The following is a 20,195-nucleotide window of genomic DNA, read 5'->3' as shown; positions in this document are numbered from 1 at the left end:
GGACTTCGAACGCCGGCACCGACAGGAGTCCGCTAGGCTCACGCTAGCCGCATGACAACCCCGAACGCGTGTCCACTTCCGCGGGGGAAGGCCCGTCGACTGGAGACTGAGACAGGCCAGCACGTTGGCGATGAACGGGCGGTCGTCGATCTCCCGTGCGAACCGAAGCGACTCGGTGAAGTAGCCCTGTGCCGTGTTGTACTGCCGTGCGTCGAAGTACGTCCACCCGGTGAGGCGTGCGAGCTCGGCAACGATGCCGTGAAGACTGCGCCGGTAGTTGGGATCGGCGGTGTCGCGCATTATGCCCGTGACGTACCTGAGCTGACCGATCACCGCCGGCCGGAGCGCTTCGCCGCCGTGCTGGTCATCGCGCCGCCAGTAATCCTCGATGGACGCCTGGAGGGACCGCAGGACGTTGGGCGTGACCCGCGTGCCCGCCGCGATGGCGAGGATGTCGTCGAGATCGCTGCCTGAACGCGAATCCACGACCGGCAACGGGGCACGGGCCGGCTCAACCGCCGGTGTTGGGTCTCGGCGTGGGATCGGCGGCGCTTCCCAGCTGCGGTCCGCCAGGCCGAGCATCCGTCCCGGAATCCGTAGGCCATCCGCGATGCGTTCGATGACGGCCATGTTGGTGATCTTCGGTCGGCCCTTCATCACCTCGCCCACCCTGCTGGGCGTCAACTCGCATGCTCGGGCGATACGCGAGGAGTGGAACCCGCCTTTGCGCTTGGCGAGTTGGAAGATCCGCGCGAAGTCTCGCTCCGCGCAGGCTGTCACCATCTCGGGGTCCGCGAGCAGTCGGCGCGGCAGTCCAGGTGACTCTGCGGGCTCGGTCATGGCTGGCTACCCCCAGCGCCAGAAGAGTCATTGCTCAGTGTCACGCGAGATAACTGACCGCGAGTTTACTCATGGTGGGTACACGCGCCGGCCTTATCCCGATACCGCCTGACGACGGATTCTTGTGCTCCCTCCGGGAAACGCCCGGGAGTCCGACCGATAGAGAGGGCGGCCGTATCGATGGACCTCATCAATACCGCCCGAACCTTGGCGAGCGCTGCGGCTATCGAGATCCCGGAAGTGCGGCCTGACGACCTCGGATGCCTCCTGGGGCTGCCATGTCTCCCGGAATCCGCCTGATACGCCCGCAGGTTGGCGACCAGCGCCCCGGCAGCATGGTCCGCCGTTGAGTCGGGTGACTGAGAGCGGCCGGACGGTGGTGGTCGAGTCCTCCTTCCCGCGCACCGTCGCCACGCACCGGGCCATGGGGCACGACTGCGCCCCGGAGTATCCGGAGGGGGTGCTCGTCCCGGACGTGGCGGTCCTGCTTGAGGTGGACGAACGGGTTCGCCAAGGCCGCCGTCGTCGGCGGGCCGAGCGCGGGACGCTGAGCTACTGGCACCAGTGGGAGGAGCCGAACGTCGCCGAGAGTTCCCGTGTGTACCGGGCGCTCGGCCTTGTCGGCGTGGACGGCACCGACCGCACGCCGGAGCAGGTGGCCGAGGCGATAGCCGATATCGTGCGCTCGCGCGTGCCGAACCTCGCCTAGAAAGGGCAACTTCCCATGACCGCAACTGAGTTCGAAGCGAAGATCCTCAACGTCGAGCCGGAGAAGATCCACGCGCTGCTGGCCGAGGTCGGGGCTGAGCACGTGGCCGACCGCTTCCAGCGCCGCTACGTCTACGACATCCCCGGCCAACCGGGCACGTGGGTCCGCCTGCGCGACACCGGCACCAGCGTCACGCTGTGCGTCAAGGAGATCCACTCCGACGCGATCGACGGCGTGACCGAGACGGAGACGACCGTCGGCGACTTCGACGCCATGAACACGCTTCTCGGCAAGCTCGGATACCAGCCGAAGGCGTACCAGGAGAACCGCCGGTCCTCCTGGACGCTGGGCGGCGCGGCTGTCGAGATCGACCAGTGGCCGCTGATCCCCCCGTACATGGAGATCGAGGGGGACAGCGCCGATCACGTCCATGCGACGGCGCTCACGCTCGGGCTTCCCCTGGCCGAGCTGACGAGCGAGAACACGACCAAGGTCTACCGCCGGTACGGGATCGACATCGAGGCGATCCCCCGGCTCACGTTCGAGTGACAGGAGGCAAGCCGTGTCAGTGACCCAACGCACGGCGGTCCGGGTCGTCCGTGACAGGACCATCCGCGTCAAGGTGATCGACGACTGCGGGTTGGCCTGCACGTTCTGCCACAACGAGGGAACGCCGGTCACCGCCGACAACGAGGGCCGCACGCTGCTGCCCTTCGTCGCGGGACCGGGCAAGACCGGCCGCGTGTCGATCTACAGCGAGACGAACGGCGTCAACTTCCTCTCGGCGAAGATGGCCCCGGACATGTCCTTCCGGCGGGCGGTGCGGACTGTCGCGAGGGCGTTCAACGCCAGCGAGGTCCACCTCACCGGAGGGGAACCCACCCTGCACACGGAGGTGCCCTCACTGGTCTCGGCGCTCACCGGCATGGGGCTGAGCGTCGGGATGACCAGCAACGGGGAGCGCGGCCGGCAGGTGATGCCGGAGTGCTCGGTCGCCGGCCTCAACCGGGTCAACGTCTCCGTCTTCGGCACCACCGCCGAAGAGCTCCAGGCCGTACAGTCCGAGCGCTTCAAGTCAGCGGGTCTGGCCGAGACGAAGATCCGTGCTGCGGAGCAGACCATCCGGGCTGCCGTGTCCAACGGGGTGAAGGTCTCCGTGAACATCGTCGTTCCCGGGATGGCCCACGTGGATCGGGTCGTCAACCTGGTCGAGTCGTATGGCCAGTTCGCGGACGTGCGGATGCTCACCAGCATCCAGGACGGAGCGGAGTCGATCGCGGCGATCTCCGAAGTGCTGACCCGGGTCGGTGCGGAACCGGTGCTTCGGACGTTCACCGCCGGCACCTCCGACGAGCGCACCCTCTACCGGGCCCTCGGTAGCCGGGCGGTCTACGTCAAGCGGCTGCTGCCGGCGCGGCTCCCGGACACCTGTGCGTCGTGCCGGTTCAACAACGACACGGACTGCCAGGAGGGCTACTACGGCATCCGCCTGTACCTCACCGACCAGGGAGAGTACATGGTCGGCGTCTGCATCCAGCGGATGGACCTCTGCGTCCCCGTGGCCGACCTGTCGAAGAGCGGGATCGTGGAAGAGGTGCAGGCTTTCAAGGATGCCGAAGTCCGGCGGTTGACCAGCCAGTACGGTGCGGCGGCCTGATCGACGGCACGCCCTGACAACTCCATGAGCGCCGGACCCGTGACCTTGGCAGGGAGGGTGGTCCGGCGGCGAGCTGACCTCGCTGACCAGCCCTGGTGCCGCATGGTACTGGGGCCGGCGGCATGGTCAGAGCGACCGGAAACGTCGATGTCCTCCTCGACGGCGACCACGGTCCAGCCACGGGCCGCGCACAGTTGCTCGCAGGCCGTCCACTGGCGCTCCGGGGAAGTGGTTTCCTCTGTCTCGCGCGATAGGCGACCATAGATAGCTGCGCGCATACCAGGTGCGCTGGCCGGAACGCCTTTCCGGCGACGGGCTCGGGGCATGGCCCGAACGGTGGCAGTCGTGGCCTCTGTCACGCGGCGATCCTATCCACGGAGGTATGTGTGTCCTGCTTGATCGTCCAGAGCGACAAAACTCTTCTCCTGGAGATCGACCACCCCAAGGCCGCCGACTGCCGTCGCGCCATCGCACCGTTCGCCGAGCTGGAGCGGGCACCCGAGCACGTGCACACGTACCGGGTGACCCCGCTCGGGCTGTGGAACGCGCGGGCGGCCGGGCACGACGCCGAGCAGGTGGTGGACGCCCTGGTGACGTACTCGCGCTACCCGGTGCCGCACGCGCTGCTGGTGGACGTGGCCGACACCATGGGCCGGTACGGGCGGCTGCAGCTGCTCAAACACCCGACGCACGGGCTGGTGCTCGCCACCACCGACCGGCCGGTGCTGGAGGAGGTGCTGCGCTCCAAGAAGATCGCCCCGCTGGTCGGCGACCGGGTCGACCCCGACACCGTCGTGGTGCACCCCTCCGAGCGCGGGCAGATCAAGCAGGTGCTGCTCAAACTCGGCTGGCCCGCCGAGGACTTCGCCGGGTACGTGGACGGCGAGGCGCACCCGATCGAGCTGGCCGAGGACGGCTGGCAGCTGCGCCCGTACCAGGCGCAGGCCGTCGAGGGCTTCTGGCACGGCGGCTCCGGCGTGGTCGTGCTGCCCTGCGGCGCCGGCAAGACGCTGGTCGGCGCGGCCGCGATGGCGCACGCCAAGTCGACCACGCTGATCCTGGTCACCAACACCGTCTCGGCCCGCCAGTGGAAGCACGAGCTGGTCAAGCGCACCTCGCTCACCGAGGACGAGATCGGCGAGTACAGCGGCACCAAGAAGGAGATCCGCCCGGTCACCATCGCCACCTACCAGGTGATGACCACCAAGCGGAAGGGCGTGTACGCGCACCTGGAGCTGTTCGACGCCCGGAACTGGGGCCTGGTGGTCTACGACGAGGTGCACCTGCTGCCCGCCCCGGTGTTCAAGTTCACCGCGGACCTGCAGGCCCGCCGCCGGCTCGGCCTGACGGCCACGCTGGTGCGCGAGGACGGCCGGGAGGGCGACGTGTTCAGCCTGATCGGACCCAAGCGCTTCGACGCGCCGTGGAAGGAGATCGAGGCGCAGGGCTACATCGCGCCGGCCGACTGCTGCGAGGTCCGGGTCACCCTGACCGACTCCGAGCGGCTCGCCTACGCGACCGCCGAGCCGGAGGAGCGCTACCGCTACTGCGCCACCACGGCGACCAAGCGCCGGGTGGTGGAGGCGCTGGTCAGGAAGCACGAGAAGGACCAGACGCTGGTCATCGGCCAGTACATCGACCAGCTGGACGAGCTCGGTGAGGCCCTGGACGCCCCGGTGATCAAGGGCGAGACCAGCAACGCCCAGCGCGAGAAGCTCTTCGACGCCTTCCGGAACAAGGAGATCGGCGTCCTGGTGGTCTCCAAGGTCGCGAACTTCTCGATCGACCTGCCCGAGGCCACGGTGGCCATCCAGGTCTCCGGGACCTTCGGCTCCCGCCAGGAGGAGGCCCAGCGCCTCGGTCGGGTGCTGCGCCCCAAGGCGGACGGCCACGCGGCCCACTTCTACTCGGTGGTCGCCCGGGACACCGTGGACCAGGACTTCGCCGCCCACCGGCAGCGCTTCCTGGCCGAGCAGGGCTACGCGTACCGGATCATCGACGCGGACGACGTGCTGTAGCCGCGAGCCGCGACCGCGGGAACGCCACCGCAGGAACGCTCAGTAGCGGACACCGTCGCGCCCGAGGAAGATCACGCGCGCGGCGGTGTCCAGGACGATGCCGACGTTGCGGACGGCGGTGCTCAGCAGGCCGTGGTGGCGCCCGGCGGCGGCGGTGGCGCCGGCCGGGCCGGTACGGGGGTTTCGGTTCTGGGTGCTCATGTCTTCAACGGTAGGCACCCGACCGGCCGGCGGCATCACTCCAAAGGCCGTATCCGTCGGGACGGCGGTCGTCCTCCGGGTGTACGGACACCCCGGGGACGGAGGTAGGGGCGACCCCGGGACGGGAGTAGGGGCAACCCCGAGACCTGCACGGCTGGAACCCCGGCCCGGACGGGTCTAAGATCGTCCGTCTGCCCCCTCCCGAACCGTGGTACCTGCTGAAGTCCCGCAGGCAGCCGGGGGAGGCGCCGACCGTTCGGCAACCGGTCGGCCGTACCCCACCGTGAGCTCCATCGATCCGCTGCGCCCGCCACCGGGGCAGCCGGAAAGGTTCGCTGTGCCCGCCACCCCCACCACCGACCCCCTCCAGCGCGAGCGCGACCACCTGGCCGCGTCCCGGGCCGCGCTGCGAGCGATGCGCGAGGACGTGCAGTCGCTCGACCTGCGCGACGTGACCGGCACCTGGGTGTCCGCCGCCGTCCTCCGGAACCAGATCGAGGCCAGGATCGCCGCCCTGGCCGACCTCTCCCACACCCCGCTCTTCTTCGGCCGCCTCGACTACCTGCACGCGATCAGCGAGGAGCCGAGCGAGGGCACCGGGGGTGCCGCGCGAAGCGCGCCGAGCGAGGGTGGCGGTGGGCGCCGGGCGGGCGAGAACTTCTACATCGGCCGCCGCCACGTCCACGACGCCGACGGCGACCCGATGGTGATCGACTGGCGCGCGCCGGTCTCCCAGCCGTTCTACCGGGCCAGCCGCACCGATCCGATGGACGTCGAGCGCCGCCGCCGCTTCGGCTACACCGGCGGCGAGCTCACCGCCTACGAGGACGAGCACCTCACCGACCCGGCCGAGGAGGAGACCTCCTCCGCGCTGCTCGCCGCCGAGATCGAGAAGCCCCGCGTCGGCCCGATGCGCGACATCGTGGCCACCATCCAGCCCGAGCAGGACGAGATCGTCCGCTCCGACGTGACGGGCACCATCTGCGTGCAGGGGGCGCCGGGCACCGGGAAGACCGCCGTCGGCCTGCACCGCGTCGCGTACCTGCTGTACGCGCACCGCGAGCGCCTGGCCCGGACCGGCACCCTGGTGATCGGGCCGAACAGCGCCTTCCTCTCCTACATCGAGCAGGTGCTGCCCGCGCTCGGCGAGCTGGACGTCGCCCAGGCGACCGTGCAGCAGTTGGTCGGGCACGTCGAGGTCCGGGGCGAGGACACCCCGGAGGCGGCCCGGCTGAAGGGCGACGCCCGGATGGCCGAGGTGCTGCGCCGGGCCGTACGGGCGGGCATCGCGCTGCCCACCGAGCCCTGCGTGGTGGTCCGGGGCTCCCGCCGCTGGCGCGTCCCGGTGCACGAACTCGTCGAGATCATCGAGGAGTTGAAGGGCCGCGAGGTCCGCTACGGCGCCGCCGGGGAGGCCCTGCCGCAGCGCATCGCGCACGCCGTGCTGGTGAAGATGGAGCAGGGCGGCGAGGCCCCGGACGACCGGGTGCAGGACGCGGTGGCCCGCAACAGCGCGGTCAAGGCGGTGGTCAAGGCGTGCTGGCCGGCCGTCGACCCGGCGAAGCTGGTGCTGCGGCTGCTCTCCGACCCGGAGTTCCTGGCCGGGTGCGCCGAGGGCGTGCTGACGCCCGAGGAGCAGCGGGCGGTGCTGTGGCCCAAGCCCGGCCGCTCGGTGAAGACCGCCCGCTGGACGCCGGCCGACGCCGTCCTGGTGGACGAGGCGACGGACCTGGTCCAGCGCACGCCCTCGCTCGGCCACGTGGTGCTGGACGAGGCGCAGGACCTCTCCCCGATGCAGTACCGCGCGGTCGGCCGCCGCTGCACCACCGGCTCGGCGACCGTCCTCGGCGACCTCGCCCAGGGCACCACCCCGTGGGCGACGGCGAGTTGGCGGGACGCGCTGCGCCACCTGGGCAAGCCGGAGGCGCACGTCGAGGAGCTGACCAAGGGCTTCCGGGTGCCGGAGGAGGTCATCGCGTACGCCTCCCGGCTGCTCCCGGCGATCGCCCCGGGCCTGGCCCCGGCCGGCTCGGTCCGCACCGCGCCCGGGTCGCTGACCGTCCGCCGGATCGCCGCGGAGGATCCGGCCGACGCGATCGAGGCGGTCGTCGCCGCCTGCCGGGAGGCGCTGGAGCACGAGGGCTCGACCGGCCTGATCGCCGCCGACGCCCGGATCCCGCTGTTCGCCGAGGCCCTGGCCGCGGCGGGCCTGCCGTACCTCTCCCCCGGCGCCGAGACCAGTGCCGAGGCCCGGCTGACCCTCGTCCCGGCCTCGCTGGCCAAGGGTCTGGAGTACGACTACGTGGTGCTGGACGAGCCGGCCGCGGTGATCGCCGGCGAGCCGGACGAGCGGACCGGGCTGCGGCGGCTGTACGTGGCGCTGACCCGGGCGGTCTCGGGGCTGACGGTGCTGCACGGCGAGCCGCTGCCCGAGCAGTTGCGCTGACACCCGTCGCGGAAGGGCCGGCCCGGCGGCCGGCCCTTCCGGCGGGTCCTTCCGGCGGGTCCTTCCGGCGGGTCCTCGAACCCGTCGGGTACTCACGCGCCGACCCACCGGGTGCTCACGCGTCGATCAGGGCCCGCCACTCGGCGACCTTGGCCGCGTCCACCGGCGTCGACCAGCCGTCGGCCCGCACCGCGCCGCCGACGTGGAAGGCGTCGAAGCCCTCCGCCCGCAGCTCCTTCAGGTGCTCGGCCCGCAGGCCGCCGCCGATCAGGATCCGCTGCCCGTAGCCGGGCTCGTCGGCCCGGTCCAGCTCGGCCGCCAGCACCGCGCGCCCGGCGTCCACCCCGGCGGCCGAGCCCGAGGTGAGGAAGGTGTCCAGCCCGGGCAGCGCGCCGACGGCGGCCCGCAGGGCGGCTCGGTCGGCACTGTGGTCGATCGCCCGGTGGAAGGTCCAGCGGCAGCCGGCCACCGCCTCGGCGACGGCGACGGTGGCGGCCAGGTCGACGGCGCCCCCGGCGTCGAGGAAGCCGAAGACGAACTCCTCGGCGCCCTCGGCGCGCAGCGCGGCGGCCCGGGCGCACAGCTCGTCCAGGCCGCCGGGGGCGAAGCCGTCCCGGATCCGGAGCATGACGCGCAGCGGGAGGCCGACGACGGCCCGGATCCGGGCGAAGTCCTCGACCGACGGGGTGAGCCCGTCGGCGGCCATGTCGGTGACCAGTTCGAGCCGGTCGGCGCCACCCGATTCGGCGGCCTGGGCGTCCTGGGGCGTCAGCGCGATGACTTCGAAAATTGGTCTAGACATATCAGTAGGTTGCCACATCCCGCCGGACCCGGCGAGACCGCACCCCGCCCGGGGCCGGGGGTGCCGGGATCGGACCAGCCCGATCGCGGCACCGCACCCCCGGCACCGCACCCCGGCACCGGCTCAGGCCGTCAGCCGTCCCCTCTGACCGACCGGCCCCTTCCGCCGGCCCACCAGGACCAGTGCCACCGCCACCGCCACCACCGCGACGACCATCGGCAGCAGCCGCCAGGCCCCGCCCTCCTGCTGCCACAGCGCGTGCAGGTTGACGCACAGCGCCCACGGCAGCAGGGCGAGCCCCGGAACGGCCGCGAGGTACCACCCGCGCACCACCGACAGCACCATCAGCAGCGGCACGCAGACCATCAGCCCCCGCCACTCCGGGGCCAGTTCGTGCCAGCTCTCGTACACGTCGGTCGGGTACGCCACCGCCGGGACCACCAGCGCGGCGGCCAGCATCAGCCCCCGCTCCCGCCACTCCGGCACCGGCAGGGCGTCCTTCGGCGCGGCCAGCAGCACCAGCGCCCAGAGCACGAACGGCCCGTCCCACTGGAGGGCGAAGAGGAAGTCCCACAGCGGCTGGACGGCCGCGGCGGCCGTCTGCACCACGAGGTCCGCCACCGCTGCCAGTGCCGCCGCCCCGGCCAGCAGCTTCGCCGCCGTCCAGTGGCCGAGCAGGGCCGCCCCGCCCGAGAGCAGCGCCGCGCCCAGCAGCGCCCAGAAGGGCAGGAAGGGCAGTTCACCCACCGACAGGTGCGGCAGGTCCTGCTCCAGGTAGGCGATGAGCAGCCGGCCCGCCGCCAGCCCGCCCACCGCGCCGGCCACCAGCGGGGCCGCCAGCGCCGCCAGCCGCCCGCCGGTGGAGCCGGAGGTCAGCCCGGTCCGCATCCGCAGCCCGTACGCCCCCAGGTCGACCAGTTCCCGGACCTTGGCGGTCGAGCCCGCCTCCGCCGTGGTGTCGGCGAAGACATCGGCCAGTTCGTCGCCGCGCTCGCGGCGGTAGCGGACCGGGTACAGCGCCAACGCCGTCCGGACCGCGACGGTCGAACCACTCATGCTCACGCGAAGGCCCCCCTGACCCCCGGACGGACGGCGGCGGCGGAGAGCCGGCGCTCGGCTTCGGCGGCCACGGTCCGCAGCCGCTCGGCCTCGGTGGCCAGCGCGCCCCGACCGGCGTCGGTCAGCGCGTAGGTGCGCCGGGCCCGGCCGTCCACCACCTCCTCGGCGGCGACCTCGATCAGGCCCTGGCCCAGCAGCCGGTCGAGCGCGCCGTAGAGCGTGCCGGTGCGCATCGTGACCCGGCCGTCGGAGATCGCGGCGATCTCCTGGATGAGCGCGTAGCCGTGCCGCGGAGCGTCGGCCAGCGCGGTGAGCAGAAGCAGCGTCGGCTCCTGCATGGAGCGTTCAGTCATGTGTCTACATATATCGCCGACCGGCACATCCCGTCCACCGGCACCACCCAGCAGAATGGCCCGCATGCCGACGCACCCGCCCACCACCGAGACCGGCCGGCCCGGCACCGAGGCCGAGCTGCTCACCGCCTGGACCGCCCTGCTGCACCGCTGCGGCGCCGCCGACGACCCCGAGCCCTACGGACGGGAACTGCTGCGCCGCTGGTCGGAACCGCAGCGCCGGTACCACACCCCGGACCACCTGAGCGCGGTCCTGCGGCACGTCGACGACCTCGCCGGGCACGCCGCCGACCCGGATGCCGTCCGCCTCGCGGCGTGGTTCCACGACGTCGTCTACCGCCCCGACCGCACCGAGAACGAGGAGCGCAGCGCCGCCCTGGCCGTCCGCGCGCTCACCGCCGCCGGCCTGCCCGCCGTCCGGGTCGCCGAGGTCGAACGGCTGGTCCTGCTCACCGTCGGCCACGACCCGGCGCCCGGCGACCGCGACGGCGAGGTGCTCTGCGACGCCGATCTCGCCGTCCTCGGCGGCACCCCCGAGGCGTACGCGGCGTACGCGGCCGCCGTCCGGGAGGAGTACGGTTTCGTCCCCGAGCCGGACTTCCGGGCCGGCCGCGCCGCCGTCCTGCGCGCGCTCCTGGCGCTGCCCGCGCTCTACCGCACCCCCGCCGCCCACGCCCGCTTCGCGGACGCCGCCCGCGCCAACCTGACGGCCGAACTGCGACGGCTGGAGGACCGGGAAGACCAGGAGGACCGGGAGAGCCGGGAGGACCAGGGGGACCGGGAGAGCCGGGAGGACTAGGACAGCTTCCCGACCGCCGCCACCACCGCGCCCTGCTTGCCGCACACCCAGTGCGGCTCGGGCCCCAGCTCCGGCTCCACGCTCAGCGCGTGCGGATCCCCCTCGGCCGCGCAACCGCCGCACAGCGGCCAGCGCCCGTACGCCTCCAGCAGCGCGTCCTGGACGTCCTGGGCGACCAGCCCGAGCACGTACTCGGTGCCGTCCGGCCACTGCTCCAGCCACCAGCGGCGGTGCGTCACCGCCTGCTCCACCAGCGAGACGACGGCGGCGTCCGCCACGTCCCGCGCGGTGAGGTCGGCCAGGATCAGTGCCCGCGCGTTGTGCAGGGCGGTCTCGATGTCGTCAGCAGCCATCCGTCCATTCTCCGTCGACCGGCCCGAACGCCGAAACGCCGTGTGGGCGGCCCCCCGGAGGGAGCCGCCCACACGGACGCGGAGTCAACCGATCCGATCGGAACGATCAGGATCAGAAGTCCATGTCACCGCCCGGCATGCCGCCGCCGGCGGCCGCGGCGGCCTTCTCCGGCTTGTCGGCGATGACGGCCTCGGTGGTGAGGAACAGCGCCGCGATGGAGGCGGCGTTCTGCAGCGCGGAGCGGGTGACCTTGGCCGGGTCGATGATGCCCGCGGCGACCAGGTCGACGTACTCGTTGGTGGCGGCGTTCAGGCCGTGACCGGCGGGGAGGTTGCGCACCTTCTCCACCACGACGCCACCCTCCAGGCCGGCGTTGGTCGCGATCTGCTTGATCGGGGCCTCCAGCGCGACCTTGACGATGTTGGCACCGGTGGCCTCGTCGCCCTCCAGCTCCAGCTTGTCGAAGGCGACACCGGCCTGCAGCAGCGCGACGCCACCACCGGCGACGATGCCCTCCTCGACGGCGGCCTTGGCGTTGCGGACGGCGTCCTCGATGCGGTGCTTGCGCTCCTTGAGCTCCACCTCGGTGGCCGCGCCGGCCTTGATGACGGCCACGCCGCCGGCCAGCTTGGCGAGGCGCTCCTGGAGCTTCTCGCGGTCGTAGTCCGAGTCGCTGTTCTCGATCTCGGCGCGGATCTGGTTCACCCGGCCGGCGACCTGGTCGCTCTCGCCGCCACCGTCGACGATGGTGGTCTCGTCCTTGGTGATGACCACCTTGCGGGCGGTGCCCAGCAGGTCGATGCCGGCGTTCTCCAGCTTGAGGCCGACCTCCTCGGAGATCACGGTGCCACCGGTGAGGATGGCGATGTCGCCGAGCATGGCCTTGCGGCGGTCGCCGAAGCCCGGGGCCTTGACGGCGACGGACTTGAAGGTGCCGCGGATCTTGTTCACGACCAGGGTCGACAGGGCCTCGCCCTCGACGTCCTCGGCGATGATGACGAGCGGCTTGCCGCTCTGCATGACCTTCTCCAGCAGCGGGAGCAGGTCCTTGACCGAGCCGATCTTGGAGTTGGCGATGAGGATGTAGGGGTCCTCGAAGGTCGCCTCCATCCGCTCCAGGTCGGTGGCGAAGTAGGCCGAGATGTAGCCCTTGTCGAAGCGCATGCCCTCGGTGAGCTCCAGCTCCAGACCGAAGGTGTTGCTCTCCTCGACGGTGATGACGCCTTCCTTGCCGACCTTGTCCATGGCCTCGGCGATCAGCTCGCCGATCTGGGTGTCGGCGGCGGAGATGGAGGCGGTGGAGGCGATCTGCTCCTTGGTCTCCACGTCCTTGGCCTGGGCCAGCAGCTGGTCGGAGACGGCGGCGACGGCCTTCTCGATGCCGCGCTTCAGGGCCATCGGGTTGGCGCCGGCGGCGACGTTGCGCAGACCCTCGCGAACCAGGGCCTGGGCGAGCACGGTGGCGGTGGTGGTGCCGTCACCCGCGACGTCGTCCGTCTTCTTGGCGACCTCCTTGACGAGCTCCGCACCGATCTTCTCGTACGGGTCCTCGAGCTCGATCTCCTTGGCGATGGAGACACCGTCGTTGGTGATCGTGGGGGCGCCCCACTTCTTCTCCAGCACGACGTTGCGACCCTTGGGGCCGAGCGTGACCTTCACTGCGTCGGCGAGCTGGTTCATGCCACGCTCAAGGCCGCGGCGAGCTTCCTCATCAAAGGCGATGATCTTGGCCATCAGAAGTGGTCCTCCGGGACACGGTCGACTGCTCGGACCAAGGGGTGCCCGCGACGGACGGCCCTGGTGTGCGGGGGTCCTTTCCCCTACCGCTCCCGGGGGCCTCACCGACCCGGTCCGCTGTCACTCTCACGCTGTGAGTGCTAACGCCAATGATTAGCACTCCGGGTGGTCGAGTGCAAGCCCAATCGCCAACCCGCGAGCCGCCGCTGAGCCCGCACGGGAGCACCGGCGAGCCCGTCCGGGAACGCCGGCGAGCCCGTTCGAGAACCCCGACGGGCCCGTCCGGGAACGCCGACGGGCCCGCACGACGCGTGTCGTGCGGGCCCGTCGAGAAGCGAGCGGTCACCAGCCGTGGGCCGCGCCGAGCTCCTGGAGTCGGAAGGGGTCAGACCGCCGCGCGAACCATGTCCGCCTGCGGGCCCTTCTGTCCCTGGGAAATCTCGAACTCGACCCGCTGGCCCTCCTCGAGGGTGCGGTAGCCGTCCATCTGGATCGCGCTGTAGTGGACGAAGACGTCCGCACCACCGTCGACCGCGATGAAGCCGTAGCCCTTCTCCGCGTTGAACCACTTGACGGTGCCCTGAGCCATTCCGAACTCCCCTAGTGCTGTGCTGGCCCTTCACGTGCCCGCAGGTCGCGGGCCCGGGTTGGTTTGAAGGCCGGCCCGGGGAACCCCCCCTGGGCGCAGCCGTGCACGCCGCAACCCTCCGCGCGGGACGCCGGACGGCTTCCGGTGAGCGGGTGATTGCGTCGACCGCCGCTGAATGTATCCGGACCGAAGCCCTCTGCAACAGGGTCAGCCGCCGTCAATTCCGCCGCCCGATCAAGGGACAGGACGGGCCGAATCGGGAAGATATCGGCATTTCACGCCGGGCATAGCGGACGAATTACCCAAATCCCCGAGGTAATTCTGACATCGGCCTGACATGTTTCACGGGCCGGTCTCACCGGCCGGACGCGCCCCGGCAGAACGGCGCGGGCGGTCGAGAGGGAACCCCTGTTCCCAACCGAGCGACACTCTACTCCGACTCGACCCGGAAATATTCCAGCCGGAATGCAACCGGCCGCCCGCGCATACGGAGAACGGAATTCCGTACGGACGGGCGGCCGAATGGCGGGGCGAGCAACCGAATGGCGGGCGGATCAGCAGCCGCCGGCCACCGCCGGGATGATCGAGACGCCGGCGCCGTCCTTGATCTCGGTCGCCAGGCCGTCGGCGAAGCGCACGTCGTCGTCGTTCACGTAGACGTTGACGAAGCGGCGCAGCTTGCCGGTGTCGTCCAGCAGGCGGGCGGCGATGCCCGCGTGGTTCTTCTCCAGGTCGGCGATGACCTCGGCCAGGGTGGCGCCCTCGGCGGTCACCTCGGCGGCGCCGCCGGTGTAGGTGCGCAGGATGGTGGGGATGCGGACGTTGGCGCTCATGGCTCTCCTTGCGGGGTCGGGCCTTGCGGGGTGGGGCCCTTGCGGTGCGGGCCGTGCGGGGCGGGGGAGGTTCAGGCGGACACGAGGCCGGCGGCGCGGAACGAGTCCAGCGTCGGGCGGATGACGGCGGTCATCCCGGCGTCGGAGACGGCGTCCAGGGTCTTCAGGCCGTCGCCGGTGTTGATCGCGACGGTCTCCTTGGCCGGATCCAGCTGCCCGGTCTCGACCAGCTTCTTCAGCACGCCGACGGTCACCCCGCCCGCGGTCTCGGCGAAGATGCCCTCGGTCCGCGCCAGCAGCCGGATCGCCGCCACCACCTCGGCGTCCGTGACGTCCTCCACCGCGCCGCCGGTGCGGCGGGCGATGTCCAGCACGTACGGGCCGTCGGCCGGGTTGCCGATCGCCAGCGACTTGGCGATGGTGTCCGGCTTGACCGGCCGGATCACGTCCCGGCCGGCCTTGAAGGCGGCCGACACCGGCGAGCAGCCCTCGGCCTGGGCGCCGAAGATCCGGTACGGCCGGTCCTCGACCAGGCCCAGCTTGATCAGCTCCTGCAGCCCCTTGTCGATCTTCGTCAGCTGCGAGCCCGAGGCGATCGGGATCACGATCTGCTCCGGCAGCCGCCAGCCGAGCTGCTCGCAGATCTCGTACGCCAGCGTCTTGGAACCCTCGCCGTAGTACGGCCGCAGGTTGACGTTGACGAAGCCCCAGCCCTCGCCGGCCGGGTCGCCGATCAGCTCCGAGCAGAAGCGGTTCACGTCGTCGTAGTTGCCCTCGATGCCGATCAGCTCGCCGCCGTACACCCCGGCCATGACGACCTTGCCCTGCTCCAGGTCGTGCGGGATGAACACGCAGGACCGGAACCCGGCCCGGGCGGCCGCCGCGCCCACCGCGCCGGCCAGGTTGCCGGTGGAGGAGCAGGACAGCGTCGTGTAGCCGAACGCCCGCGCCGCCTCGATGGCGCAGGCCACCACGCGGTCCTTGAACGAGTGCGTCGGGTTCCCGGAGTCGTCCTTGACGTGCAGCTGGGCGGTGAAACCGAGCTCCCGGCCCAGGTTGTCCGCCTTCACCAGCGGGGTCCAGCCCGGGTTCAGGTTGGGCTTGGACGCCACGTCGGCCGGCACCGGCAGCAGCGGCGCGTAGCGCCAGATGGACGTCGGACCGGCCTCGATCCGCTTGCGCAGCTCCTCGGCGCCCTCGCTGCCGAACTCGTAGGCGATCTCCAACGGGCCGAAGCACTCCAGGCAGGCGAAGCTCGGGCCGAGCGGGAAGCGGGTGCCGCACTCGCGACAGGACAGCGCGGCGGCGGGGCCGAGGTCGACGGGTCGGGGTCCCCCCGGCCGAAGGCTGGGGGAAGGTGCGGCGGTGTCGATAGCCATGATGGCGAGGCCTCTCTCCTCATCTTCCCTGCGGCGCGGTCGCGCCACAGGCCGGAATTGGCACCTGTCCCGCCGGGGCCTGTCGAGACAGCCGCGCGAGAAGGTTGCCGGGACGTCAACGGGCCGTTCCCTCAGTCCCTCTGGATGAGCTTGTGAAATTGTGGTGGTGCTCAACGGCGACCCCGGCGTGCAAAGGTCCGACCGCTGTACGAAGACTGTATCCGAAGGCGTCAACCCTGAACGGGACCGTCCGCCACGCGAGATGACCCGTCCCACCCGACCCGCCGAGGAGACTTCCGTGCCCGCCGAACCGACTCCCGCGCTCCTCCCGCAGGCGGCGTCCTGGCTGCGCCGCCGCTCCTGGAGCGCGGCCGACCGGCCGGTCGACACCCTCCTCGCGGCCAAGGAGCGCACCGGGCGCACGGTCAGCGTGGTCCTCCCCGCCCTGGACGAGGAGGCCACCGTCGGCGACATCGTCCGCACCGTCCGCCGCGAGCTGATGGAACGCCTCCCGCTCGTCGACGAGCTCGTCGTGGTCGACTCCGGCTCCACCGACGCCACCGCCGCCGTCGCCGCCGAGGCCGGCGCCCGGGTGGAGCACCGGGACGCCATCCTGCCCCGGCTGCCCGCCGCCCCCGGCAAGGGCGAGGTGCTCTGGCGGTCCCTGCTGGTCACCCACGGCGACATCGTCTGCTTCGTGGACGCCGACCTGCGCGAGTTCGACCCGGCCTTCGTCTCCGGCATCGTCGGCCCGCTGCTGACCGACGAGTCCATCCACCTGGTCAAGGCGATGTACGACCGCCCGCTGGAGACGGAGTCCGGCGCGGTCGTCCCGGCCGGCGGCGGCCGGGTCACCGAACTCGTCGCCCGCCCCCTGCTCAACCTGCACTGGCCGGAACTCGCCGGTTTCGTCCAGCCCCTCGGCGGCGAGTACGCGGCCCGCCGCTCGCTACTCGAACGGCTGCCCTTCCCCACCGGCTACGGCGTCGAACTCGGCCTGCTGGTGGACGCGTTGGAGCTGGCCGGCCTGGACGCCCTGGCCCAGGTGGACGTCGGCGTCCGGCACCACCGCCACCAGGACGGCCAGGCCCTGGGCCGGATGGCCGCCACCATCTACCGCACCGCCCTCGAACGCCTGGACCGCGCCCACCGGCTCAAGGCCTCCGCCGACCTGGTCCACCCGCAGCTCACCCAGTTCACCCGCGACCCGGAGAGCCGCGCCTTCACGGCGTACACCCACCCGATCACCGCCCTGGAACGCCCCCCGATGCACACCGTCCCCGAATACGCCACCCGGCATTGAGGGGTTTGCCGCGCCGGACCCCCGGCAACATCCCACCCATGGGCGATCTCACGACCGAACGTTCGAGTGCGACCGGCACCGCCCCCGTCCTGGTGGCCTCCAACCGGGGACCGGTGTCCTTCAGCACCGCCGACGACGGCACGCTGACCCTGCGGCGCGGCGGCGGGGGCCTGGTCTCCGGACTCTCCGCCATCGACGACCCGAACGCCGTCTGGGTCTGCGCCGCGCTCGGCGACGCGGACCGCAGAGCCGCCGCGCAGGCCCCCGCCGGCCGCCTCGACCTGGCCGGGCACGACGTCGGCGGGCAGGCCGTCCGGATGCTGGACATCGATCCGGAGACCTTCGCCCGGGCCTACAACGGCGTCGCCAACTCCACCCTCTGGTTCATCCACCACCTGCTGTACGCGACCCCCACCGCTCCCGCCTTCGACGCCGGCTTCCGCACCGAATGGGCCGCCTACCGGGCCTACAACGCGGCCTTCGCCGAGGCCCTGGCCGCCGAGGCCGCCCCGGGCGCCGCGGTGCTCGTCCAGGACTACCACCTGTCCCTCGCCCCGGCCCTGCTCCGCGCCGCCCGCCCCGACCTGCGGATCGGCCACTTCTCGCACACCCCGTGGGCCCCGCCCGAGTACTACCGGCTGCTGCCCGACGACGTCGCCCGGGCCGTCCTGACCGGCATCCTGGGCGCCGACCGGGCCGGCTTCCTCACCGAACGCTGGGCCCGCGCCTTCGCCGCCTGCTGCGCGGACCTGCTCGGCGCCGCCGTCGACCACGAGGCGCTCACCGTCACCTTCGACGGCCGCACCACCCGGCTCGGCGTGCACGCCCTCGGCGCCGACGCCGACTTCCTGCGCGAACGCTCCCGCCGGCCCGACGTGGACGAGCGCCTCGCCGCCCTGCGCGCGGCGGTCGGCGGCCGCCGCACCATCGTCCGGGTCGACCGCACCGAGCTCAGCAAGAACATCGTCCGCGGCCTCCAGGCCTACCGGCACCTGCTCCGCACCCGCCCCGAGTGGCACGACCGGGTGGTGCACATCGCGTTCGCCTACCCGTCCCGGACCGACCTCGCCGAGTACCGGAACTACACGGCCGCGGTCCGGAGCCTCGCGGCGGAGATCGACGCCGAGTTCGCCACCCCCACCTGGAAGCCGCTGATCCTGCACGTCGACGACGACTTCCCGCGCTCCCTGGCCGCCTACCGACTGGCCGACGTGGCCCTGGTCAACCCGATCCGGGACGGCATGAACCTGGTGGCCAAGGAGGTCCCGGTGGTGTCCGACCGCGGCTGCGCCCTGGTCCTCTCCCGGGAGGCCGGCGCGCACGCGGAGCTCGCGGACGACGCCCTGACGGTCAACCCGTACGACGTCATCGCCACCGCCGACGCCCTGCACACCGGCCTCACCATGCCCGAGGCGGAGCGGGCCGACCGCACCAAGCGCCTCGCGGCGGCGGCCACCGCGCTCCCCCCGCAGCAGTGGTTCCTCGACCAGCTCAACGCACTGTGAGGGTCAACGCGCTGTAGGGGCCGACGCACCGCAAGGGTCAACGCGTGGTAAGCGCCTGTCCCAGCGATTCCAGCAGCTCCACCACGCCGGCCGGGCCCGGGACCACCAGGTCCGCCCGGTCGGCGAGTTCGCGCACCGGCGCGTCCCCCACCGCCCCGCTGCACACCAGCAGCCCGGCCACGCCCTCGCCCCGCAGCTTCTCCACCGCCGCGAAGGCCGCCACGTCCCCCAGGTCGTCCCCCGCGTACAGCACCGACCGGGCTCCGCGCTCCCGCAGGAAGCCGGTCAGCGCCGCGCCCTTGTCCACCCCCGGCGGGCGCAGTTCCAGCACCAGCCGGCCGGGCTCCACCACCAGTCCGTGGGCGGCCGCCAGCTCCTCCACCGGCGCCCGCAGCAGCCGCAGCGCCTCCTCCGGCGCCGCCGTGCGCCGCGTGTGCACCGCGACCGAGCGCCCCTTGTCCTCCAGGCCCGTGCCCGCCGGCGCCCCGGCCCGCGCCAGCACCCCCGGCAGCTCCTCCCGCGCGGCCGCCACCCCGGGGTGCGCCTCCGGGGCCGTCAGCTCGCCGGCCTCCCACCGCTCGGCCCCGTAGTGCCCGAGCACCACGATCCCCGGCACCCCGGCCAGCCCCCCGTACTCCACGGCCAGCGCCGCCGGCCGCCCCGTCACCACCACCACGGCCCGCACCGCCGGCGCCAGCACCCGCAGCGCGCCGGCCACCCCGGGGTGGGCCCGGGCCAGGCTCGGGTCGGCCACGATCGGGGCCAGCGTGCCGTCGAAGTCCAGGCCGATCACGGTGGACCGGGGCGCCCGCAGGATCGCCCGCACCCCGTCCCGCCCGGCCGCGGTCCCCGGCACCCACGTCTCTTCGAATCCCATACCGGGGCCCATACCCCCGGCCCCGGCGCGGAACGCCCGCGTCAGCGGGCCTCCCGCCGGGCGGCCCGCACCCGCCGCAGCCGGTTCACCAGCACCGGCGCGTGCGCCAGCGCCTCCTCCCGGTCCAGCAGTGCGTTCAGCAGCTGGTAGTACCGCGTCGAGGAAAGCCCCAGCTCCTCCCGGATCGCCCGCTCCTTGGCCCCCGCCGTCCGCCACTGCCGCCCCTCCAGCGCCAGCACCGCCCGGTCCCGCTCACTCAGCTCGCCCACCGCGCCCACCTCCGCCCACCACTACGGAGTGTCATTCTCGCGCGCGACCCCGACACACAGTGCTCGCCCCACCGCTCCCCCGCCCCGGCTAACGTCACCCCCATGACCACGCCCAGCTTCGCCGTGCACATCCCCGCCGCCGACCTCGAACCCGACCCGCTCGACCCCGCCCAGATCGTCTCCGGCACCCCCGAGGTCACCGGCCGGGTCCTCGCCGAGTCCGCCGACGGCCGCCAGCTCCGCGGCATCTGGCAGATCACCCCCGGCGTGGTCACCGACGTCGAGGCCGACGAGATGTTCGTGGTCCTCAGCGGCCGGGCCACCATCGAGATCGAGGGCGGCCCGACCCTGGAGGTCGGCCCGGGCGACTGCGCGGTGCTGCGCGAGGGCGACCGCACCACCTGGACGGTCCACGAGACGCTCCGCAAGGCCTACGCGATCACGCTGCCCTGAGCGCACTGCCCC

Annotated in this window: 20 protein-coding genes, 2 pseudogenes and 1 riboswitch; of the genes and pseudogenes, 9 read left to right on the top strand and 13 right to left on the bottom strand. The window is 72.3% G+C overall.

All coding sequences use genetic code 11. The features are described from left to right. Positions 1-840 (bottom strand): annotated as a pseudogene (locus AB0Q99_RS27355) (hypothetical protein); the annotation flags it as partial. Between the two features lie 346 nt (positions 841-1,186). Between AB0Q99_RS27355 and AB0Q99_RS27350 the strand changes: the two are divergent. The 3 genes from AB0Q99_RS27350 to AB0Q99_RS27340 are packed head-to-tail and all read left to right on the top strand — an operon-like array spanning position 1,187 to position 3,206. Beyond that, positions 1,187-1,549, top strand: coding sequence for a hypothetical protein (locus tag AB0Q99_RS27350; RefSeq protein WP_363576115.1), 363 nt, complete (start codon positions 1,187-1,189; stop codon positions 1,547-1,549). 15 nt (positions 1,550-1,564) lie between these two features. Then, complete coding sequence (locus AB0Q99_RS27345) at positions 1,565-2,098, top strand: class IV adenylate cyclase (RefSeq protein WP_363576113.1); 534 nt, start codon at positions 1,565-1,567, stop codon at positions 2,096-2,098. 13 nt (positions 2,099-2,111) lie between these two features. Continuing rightward, a complete protein-coding gene (locus AB0Q99_RS27340; protein WP_363576111.1) occupies positions 2,112-3,206 on the top strand; it encodes a radical SAM protein in 1,095 nt (364 codons plus the stop codon). Between the two features lie 137 nt (positions 3,207-3,343). Here the strand turns inward: AB0Q99_RS27340 and AB0Q99_RS27335 are convergent. Beyond that, positions 3,344-3,484 (bottom strand): annotated as a pseudogene (locus tag AB0Q99_RS27335) (recombinase family protein); the annotation flags it as partial. A gap of 108 nt (positions 3,485-3,592) precedes the next feature. Between AB0Q99_RS27335 and AB0Q99_RS27330 the strand changes: the two are divergent. Further along, positions 3,593-5,224 (top strand): DNA repair helicase XPB, encoded by a 1,632-nt coding sequence (locus AB0Q99_RS27330; protein ID WP_363576109.1) that lies wholly within the window; start codon positions 3,593-3,595, stop codon positions 5,222-5,224. A 39-nt stretch (positions 5,225-5,263) separates the two neighbouring features. On the opposite strand, the gene AB0Q99_RS27325 is transcribed toward AB0Q99_RS27330, so the two are convergent. Next, complete coding sequence (locus AB0Q99_RS27325) at positions 5,264-5,425, bottom strand: hypothetical protein (RefSeq protein ID WP_363576107.1); 162 nt, start codon at positions 5,423-5,425, stop codon at positions 5,264-5,266. Positions 5,426-5,762: 337 nt separating this feature from the next. Between AB0Q99_RS27325 and AB0Q99_RS27320 the strand changes: the two genes are divergently transcribed. Beyond that, entirely contained in the window at positions 5,763-7,871 is a 2,109-nt protein-coding gene (locus AB0Q99_RS27320; protein WP_363576105.1) for an AAA family ATPase, read from the top strand. 115 nt (positions 7,872-7,986) lie between these two features. On the opposite strand, the gene AB0Q99_RS27315 is transcribed toward AB0Q99_RS27320, so the two are convergent. From AB0Q99_RS27315 to AB0Q99_RS27305, 3 genes are all read right to left on the bottom strand, one after another. Beyond that, a complete protein-coding gene (locus AB0Q99_RS27315) occupies positions 7,987-8,673 on the bottom strand; it encodes a copper homeostasis protein CutC (RefSeq protein ID WP_363576103.1) in 687 nt (228 codons plus the stop codon). A gap of 123 nt (positions 8,674-8,796) precedes the next feature. Then, positions 8,797-9,729 (bottom strand): hypothetical protein, encoded by a 933-nt coding sequence (locus AB0Q99_RS27310; protein ID WP_363576101.1) that lies wholly within the window; start codon positions 9,727-9,729, stop codon positions 8,797-8,799. A gap of 2 nt (positions 9,730-9,731) precedes the next feature. Further along, positions 9,732-10,085: a PadR family transcriptional regulator gene (locus AB0Q99_RS27305; RefSeq protein ID WP_363576099.1), complete on the bottom strand. Its 354-nt coding sequence runs from the start codon at positions 10,083-10,085 to the stop codon at positions 9,732-9,734. A gap of 64 nt (positions 10,086-10,149) precedes the next feature. On the opposite strand from AB0Q99_RS27305, the gene AB0Q99_RS27300 reads away from it, so the two are divergent. Then, positions 10,150-10,884, top strand: coding sequence for a hypothetical protein (locus tag AB0Q99_RS27300; protein ID WP_363576097.1), 735 nt, complete (start codon positions 10,150-10,152; stop codon positions 10,882-10,884). On the opposite strand, the gene AB0Q99_RS27295 is transcribed toward AB0Q99_RS27300, so the two are convergent. The 5 genes from AB0Q99_RS27295 to thrC form a co-directional block, all read right to left on the bottom strand. Further along, positions 10,881-11,237, bottom strand: coding sequence for a hypothetical protein (locus AB0Q99_RS27295; protein ID WP_363576095.1), 357 nt, complete (start codon positions 11,235-11,237; stop codon positions 10,881-10,883). The genes AB0Q99_RS27300 and AB0Q99_RS27295 overlap by 4 nt on opposite strands. Positions 11,238-11,349: 112 nt before the next feature. After that, on the bottom strand, positions 11,350-12,972 hold the full coding sequence (gene groL, locus AB0Q99_RS27290) for a chaperonin GroEL (RefSeq protein WP_363576093.1): 1,623 nt from the start codon (positions 12,970-12,972) through the stop codon (positions 11,350-11,352). 388 nt (positions 12,973-13,360) lie between these two features. Further along, positions 13,361-13,564 carry a cold-shock protein gene (locus AB0Q99_RS27285; protein ID WP_030289665.1) on the bottom strand — a complete coding sequence of 68 codons (204 nt, stop codon included), beginning with the start codon at positions 13,562-13,564 and terminating at the stop codon, positions 13,361-13,363. 554 nt (positions 13,565-14,118) lie between these two features. Next, positions 14,119-14,397 carry a MoaD/ThiS family protein gene (locus tag AB0Q99_RS27280; RefSeq protein WP_363576091.1) on the bottom strand — a complete coding sequence of 93 codons (279 nt, stop codon included), beginning with the start codon at positions 14,395-14,397 and terminating at the stop codon, positions 14,119-14,121. Between the two features lie 71 nt (positions 14,398-14,468). After that, the gene (thrC, locus tag AB0Q99_RS27275; RefSeq protein ID WP_363576089.1) at positions 14,469-15,776 is read right to left on the bottom strand and encodes a threonine synthase; all 1,308 of its coding nucleotides are present in this window, start codon (positions 15,774-15,776) and stop codon (positions 14,469-14,471) included. Positions 15,777-15,792: 16 nt separating this feature from the next. Further along, a riboswitch (SAM riboswitch) is annotated at positions 15,793-15,927 on the bottom strand. A gap of 147 nt (positions 15,928-16,074) precedes the next feature. Here thrC and AB0Q99_RS27270 point away from each other — a divergent pair. Together AB0Q99_RS27270 and AB0Q99_RS27265 are read left to right on the top strand one after the other, a co-directional pair. Further along, positions 16,075-17,079: a glucosyl-3-phosphoglycerate synthase gene (locus AB0Q99_RS27270; protein WP_363576087.1), complete on the top strand. Its 1,005-nt coding sequence runs from the start codon at positions 16,075-16,077 to the stop codon at positions 17,077-17,079. 38 nt (positions 17,080-17,117) lie between these two features. Next, entirely contained in the window at positions 17,118-18,584 is a 1,467-nt protein-coding gene (locus tag AB0Q99_RS27265; protein ID WP_363576085.1) for a trehalose-6-phosphate synthase, read from the top strand. A gap of 37 nt (positions 18,585-18,621) precedes the next feature. Here AB0Q99_RS27265 and otsB read toward each other — a convergent pair whose 3' ends face one another. Together otsB and AB0Q99_RS27255 are read right to left on the bottom strand one after the other, a co-directional pair. Next, positions 18,622-19,461 (bottom strand): trehalose-phosphatase, encoded by an 840-nt coding sequence (gene otsB / locus AB0Q99_RS27260; protein WP_363576083.1) that lies wholly within the window; start codon positions 19,459-19,461, stop codon positions 18,622-18,624. 41 nt (positions 19,462-19,502) lie between these two features. Continuing rightward, on the bottom strand, positions 19,503-19,730 hold the full coding sequence (locus tag AB0Q99_RS27255) for a DUF3263 domain-containing protein (RefSeq protein WP_350630003.1): 228 nt from the start codon (positions 19,728-19,730) through the stop codon (positions 19,503-19,505). Between the two features lie 102 nt (positions 19,731-19,832). Here AB0Q99_RS27255 and AB0Q99_RS27250 point away from each other — a divergent pair, with 102 nt between their 5' ends. Then, the gene (locus AB0Q99_RS27250; RefSeq protein WP_363576081.1) at positions 19,833-20,183 is read left to right on the top strand and encodes a cupin domain-containing protein; all 351 of its coding nucleotides are present in this window, start codon (positions 19,833-19,835) and stop codon (positions 20,181-20,183) included. Positions 20,184-20,195: the final 12 nt, after the last annotated feature.

This window comes from Kitasatospora sp. NPDC086791 (genome assembly GCF_040685975.1).
In the GTDB taxonomy this organism is placed as follows: domain Bacteria; phylum Actinomycetota; class Actinomycetes; order Streptomycetales; family Streptomycetaceae; genus Kitasatospora.
This window is presented reverse-complemented; position numbering and strand designations above follow the sequence as displayed.

Excerpts from the sequence above, each read along its gene's own strand:
- AB0Q99_RS27280 (WP_363576091.1), bottom strand. The coding sequence starts at position 14,397 with ATGAGCGCCAACGTCCGCATCCCCACCATCCTGCGCACCTACACCGGC.
- AB0Q99_RS27295 (WP_363576095.1), bottom strand. The coding sequence starts at position 11,237 with ATGGCTGCTGACGACATCGAGACCGCCCTGCACAACGCGCGGGCACTG.
- AB0Q99_RS27285 (WP_030289665.1), bottom strand. The coding sequence starts at position 13,564 with ATGGCTCAGGGCACCGTCAAGTGGTTCAACGCGGAGAAGGGCTACGGC.
- thrC (WP_363576089.1), bottom strand. The coding sequence starts at position 15,776 with ATGGCTATCGACACCGCCGCACCTTCCCCCAGCCTTCGGCCGGGGGGA.
- AB0Q99_RS27250 (WP_363576081.1), top strand. The coding sequence starts at position 19,833 with ATGACCACGCCCAGCTTCGCCGTGCACATCCCCGCCGCCGACCTCGAA.
- groL (WP_363576093.1), bottom strand. The coding sequence starts at position 12,972 with ATGGCCAAGATCATCGCCTTTGATGAGGAAGCTCGCCGCGGCCTTGAG.
- AB0Q99_RS27310 (WP_363576101.1), bottom strand. The coding sequence starts at position 9,729 with ATGAGTGGTTCGACCGTCGCGGTCCGGACGGCGTTGGCGCTGTACCCG.
- AB0Q99_RS27325 (WP_363576107.1), bottom strand. The coding sequence starts at position 5,425 with ATGAGCACCCAGAACCGAAACCCCCGTACCGGCCCGGCCGGCGCCACC.
- otsB (WP_363576083.1), bottom strand. The coding sequence starts at position 19,461 with ATGGGATTCGAAGAGACGTGGGTGCCGGGGACCGCGGCCGGGCGGGAC.
- AB0Q99_RS27315 (WP_363576103.1), bottom strand. The coding sequence starts at position 8,673 with ATGTCTAGACCAATTTTCGAAGTCATCGCGCTGACGCCCCAGGACGCC.
- AB0Q99_RS27265 (WP_363576085.1), top strand. The coding sequence starts at position 17,118 with ATGGGCGATCTCACGACCGAACGTTCGAGTGCGACCGGCACCGCCCCC.
- AB0Q99_RS27305 (WP_363576099.1), bottom strand. The coding sequence starts at position 10,085 with ATGACTGAACGCTCCATGCAGGAGCCGACGCTGCTTCTGCTCACCGCG.
- AB0Q99_RS27345 (WP_363576113.1), top strand. The coding sequence starts at position 1,565 with ATGACCGCAACTGAGTTCGAAGCGAAGATCCTCAACGTCGAGCCGGAG.
- AB0Q99_RS27300 (WP_363576097.1), top strand. The coding sequence starts at position 10,150 with ATGCCGACGCACCCGCCCACCACCGAGACCGGCCGGCCCGGCACCGAG.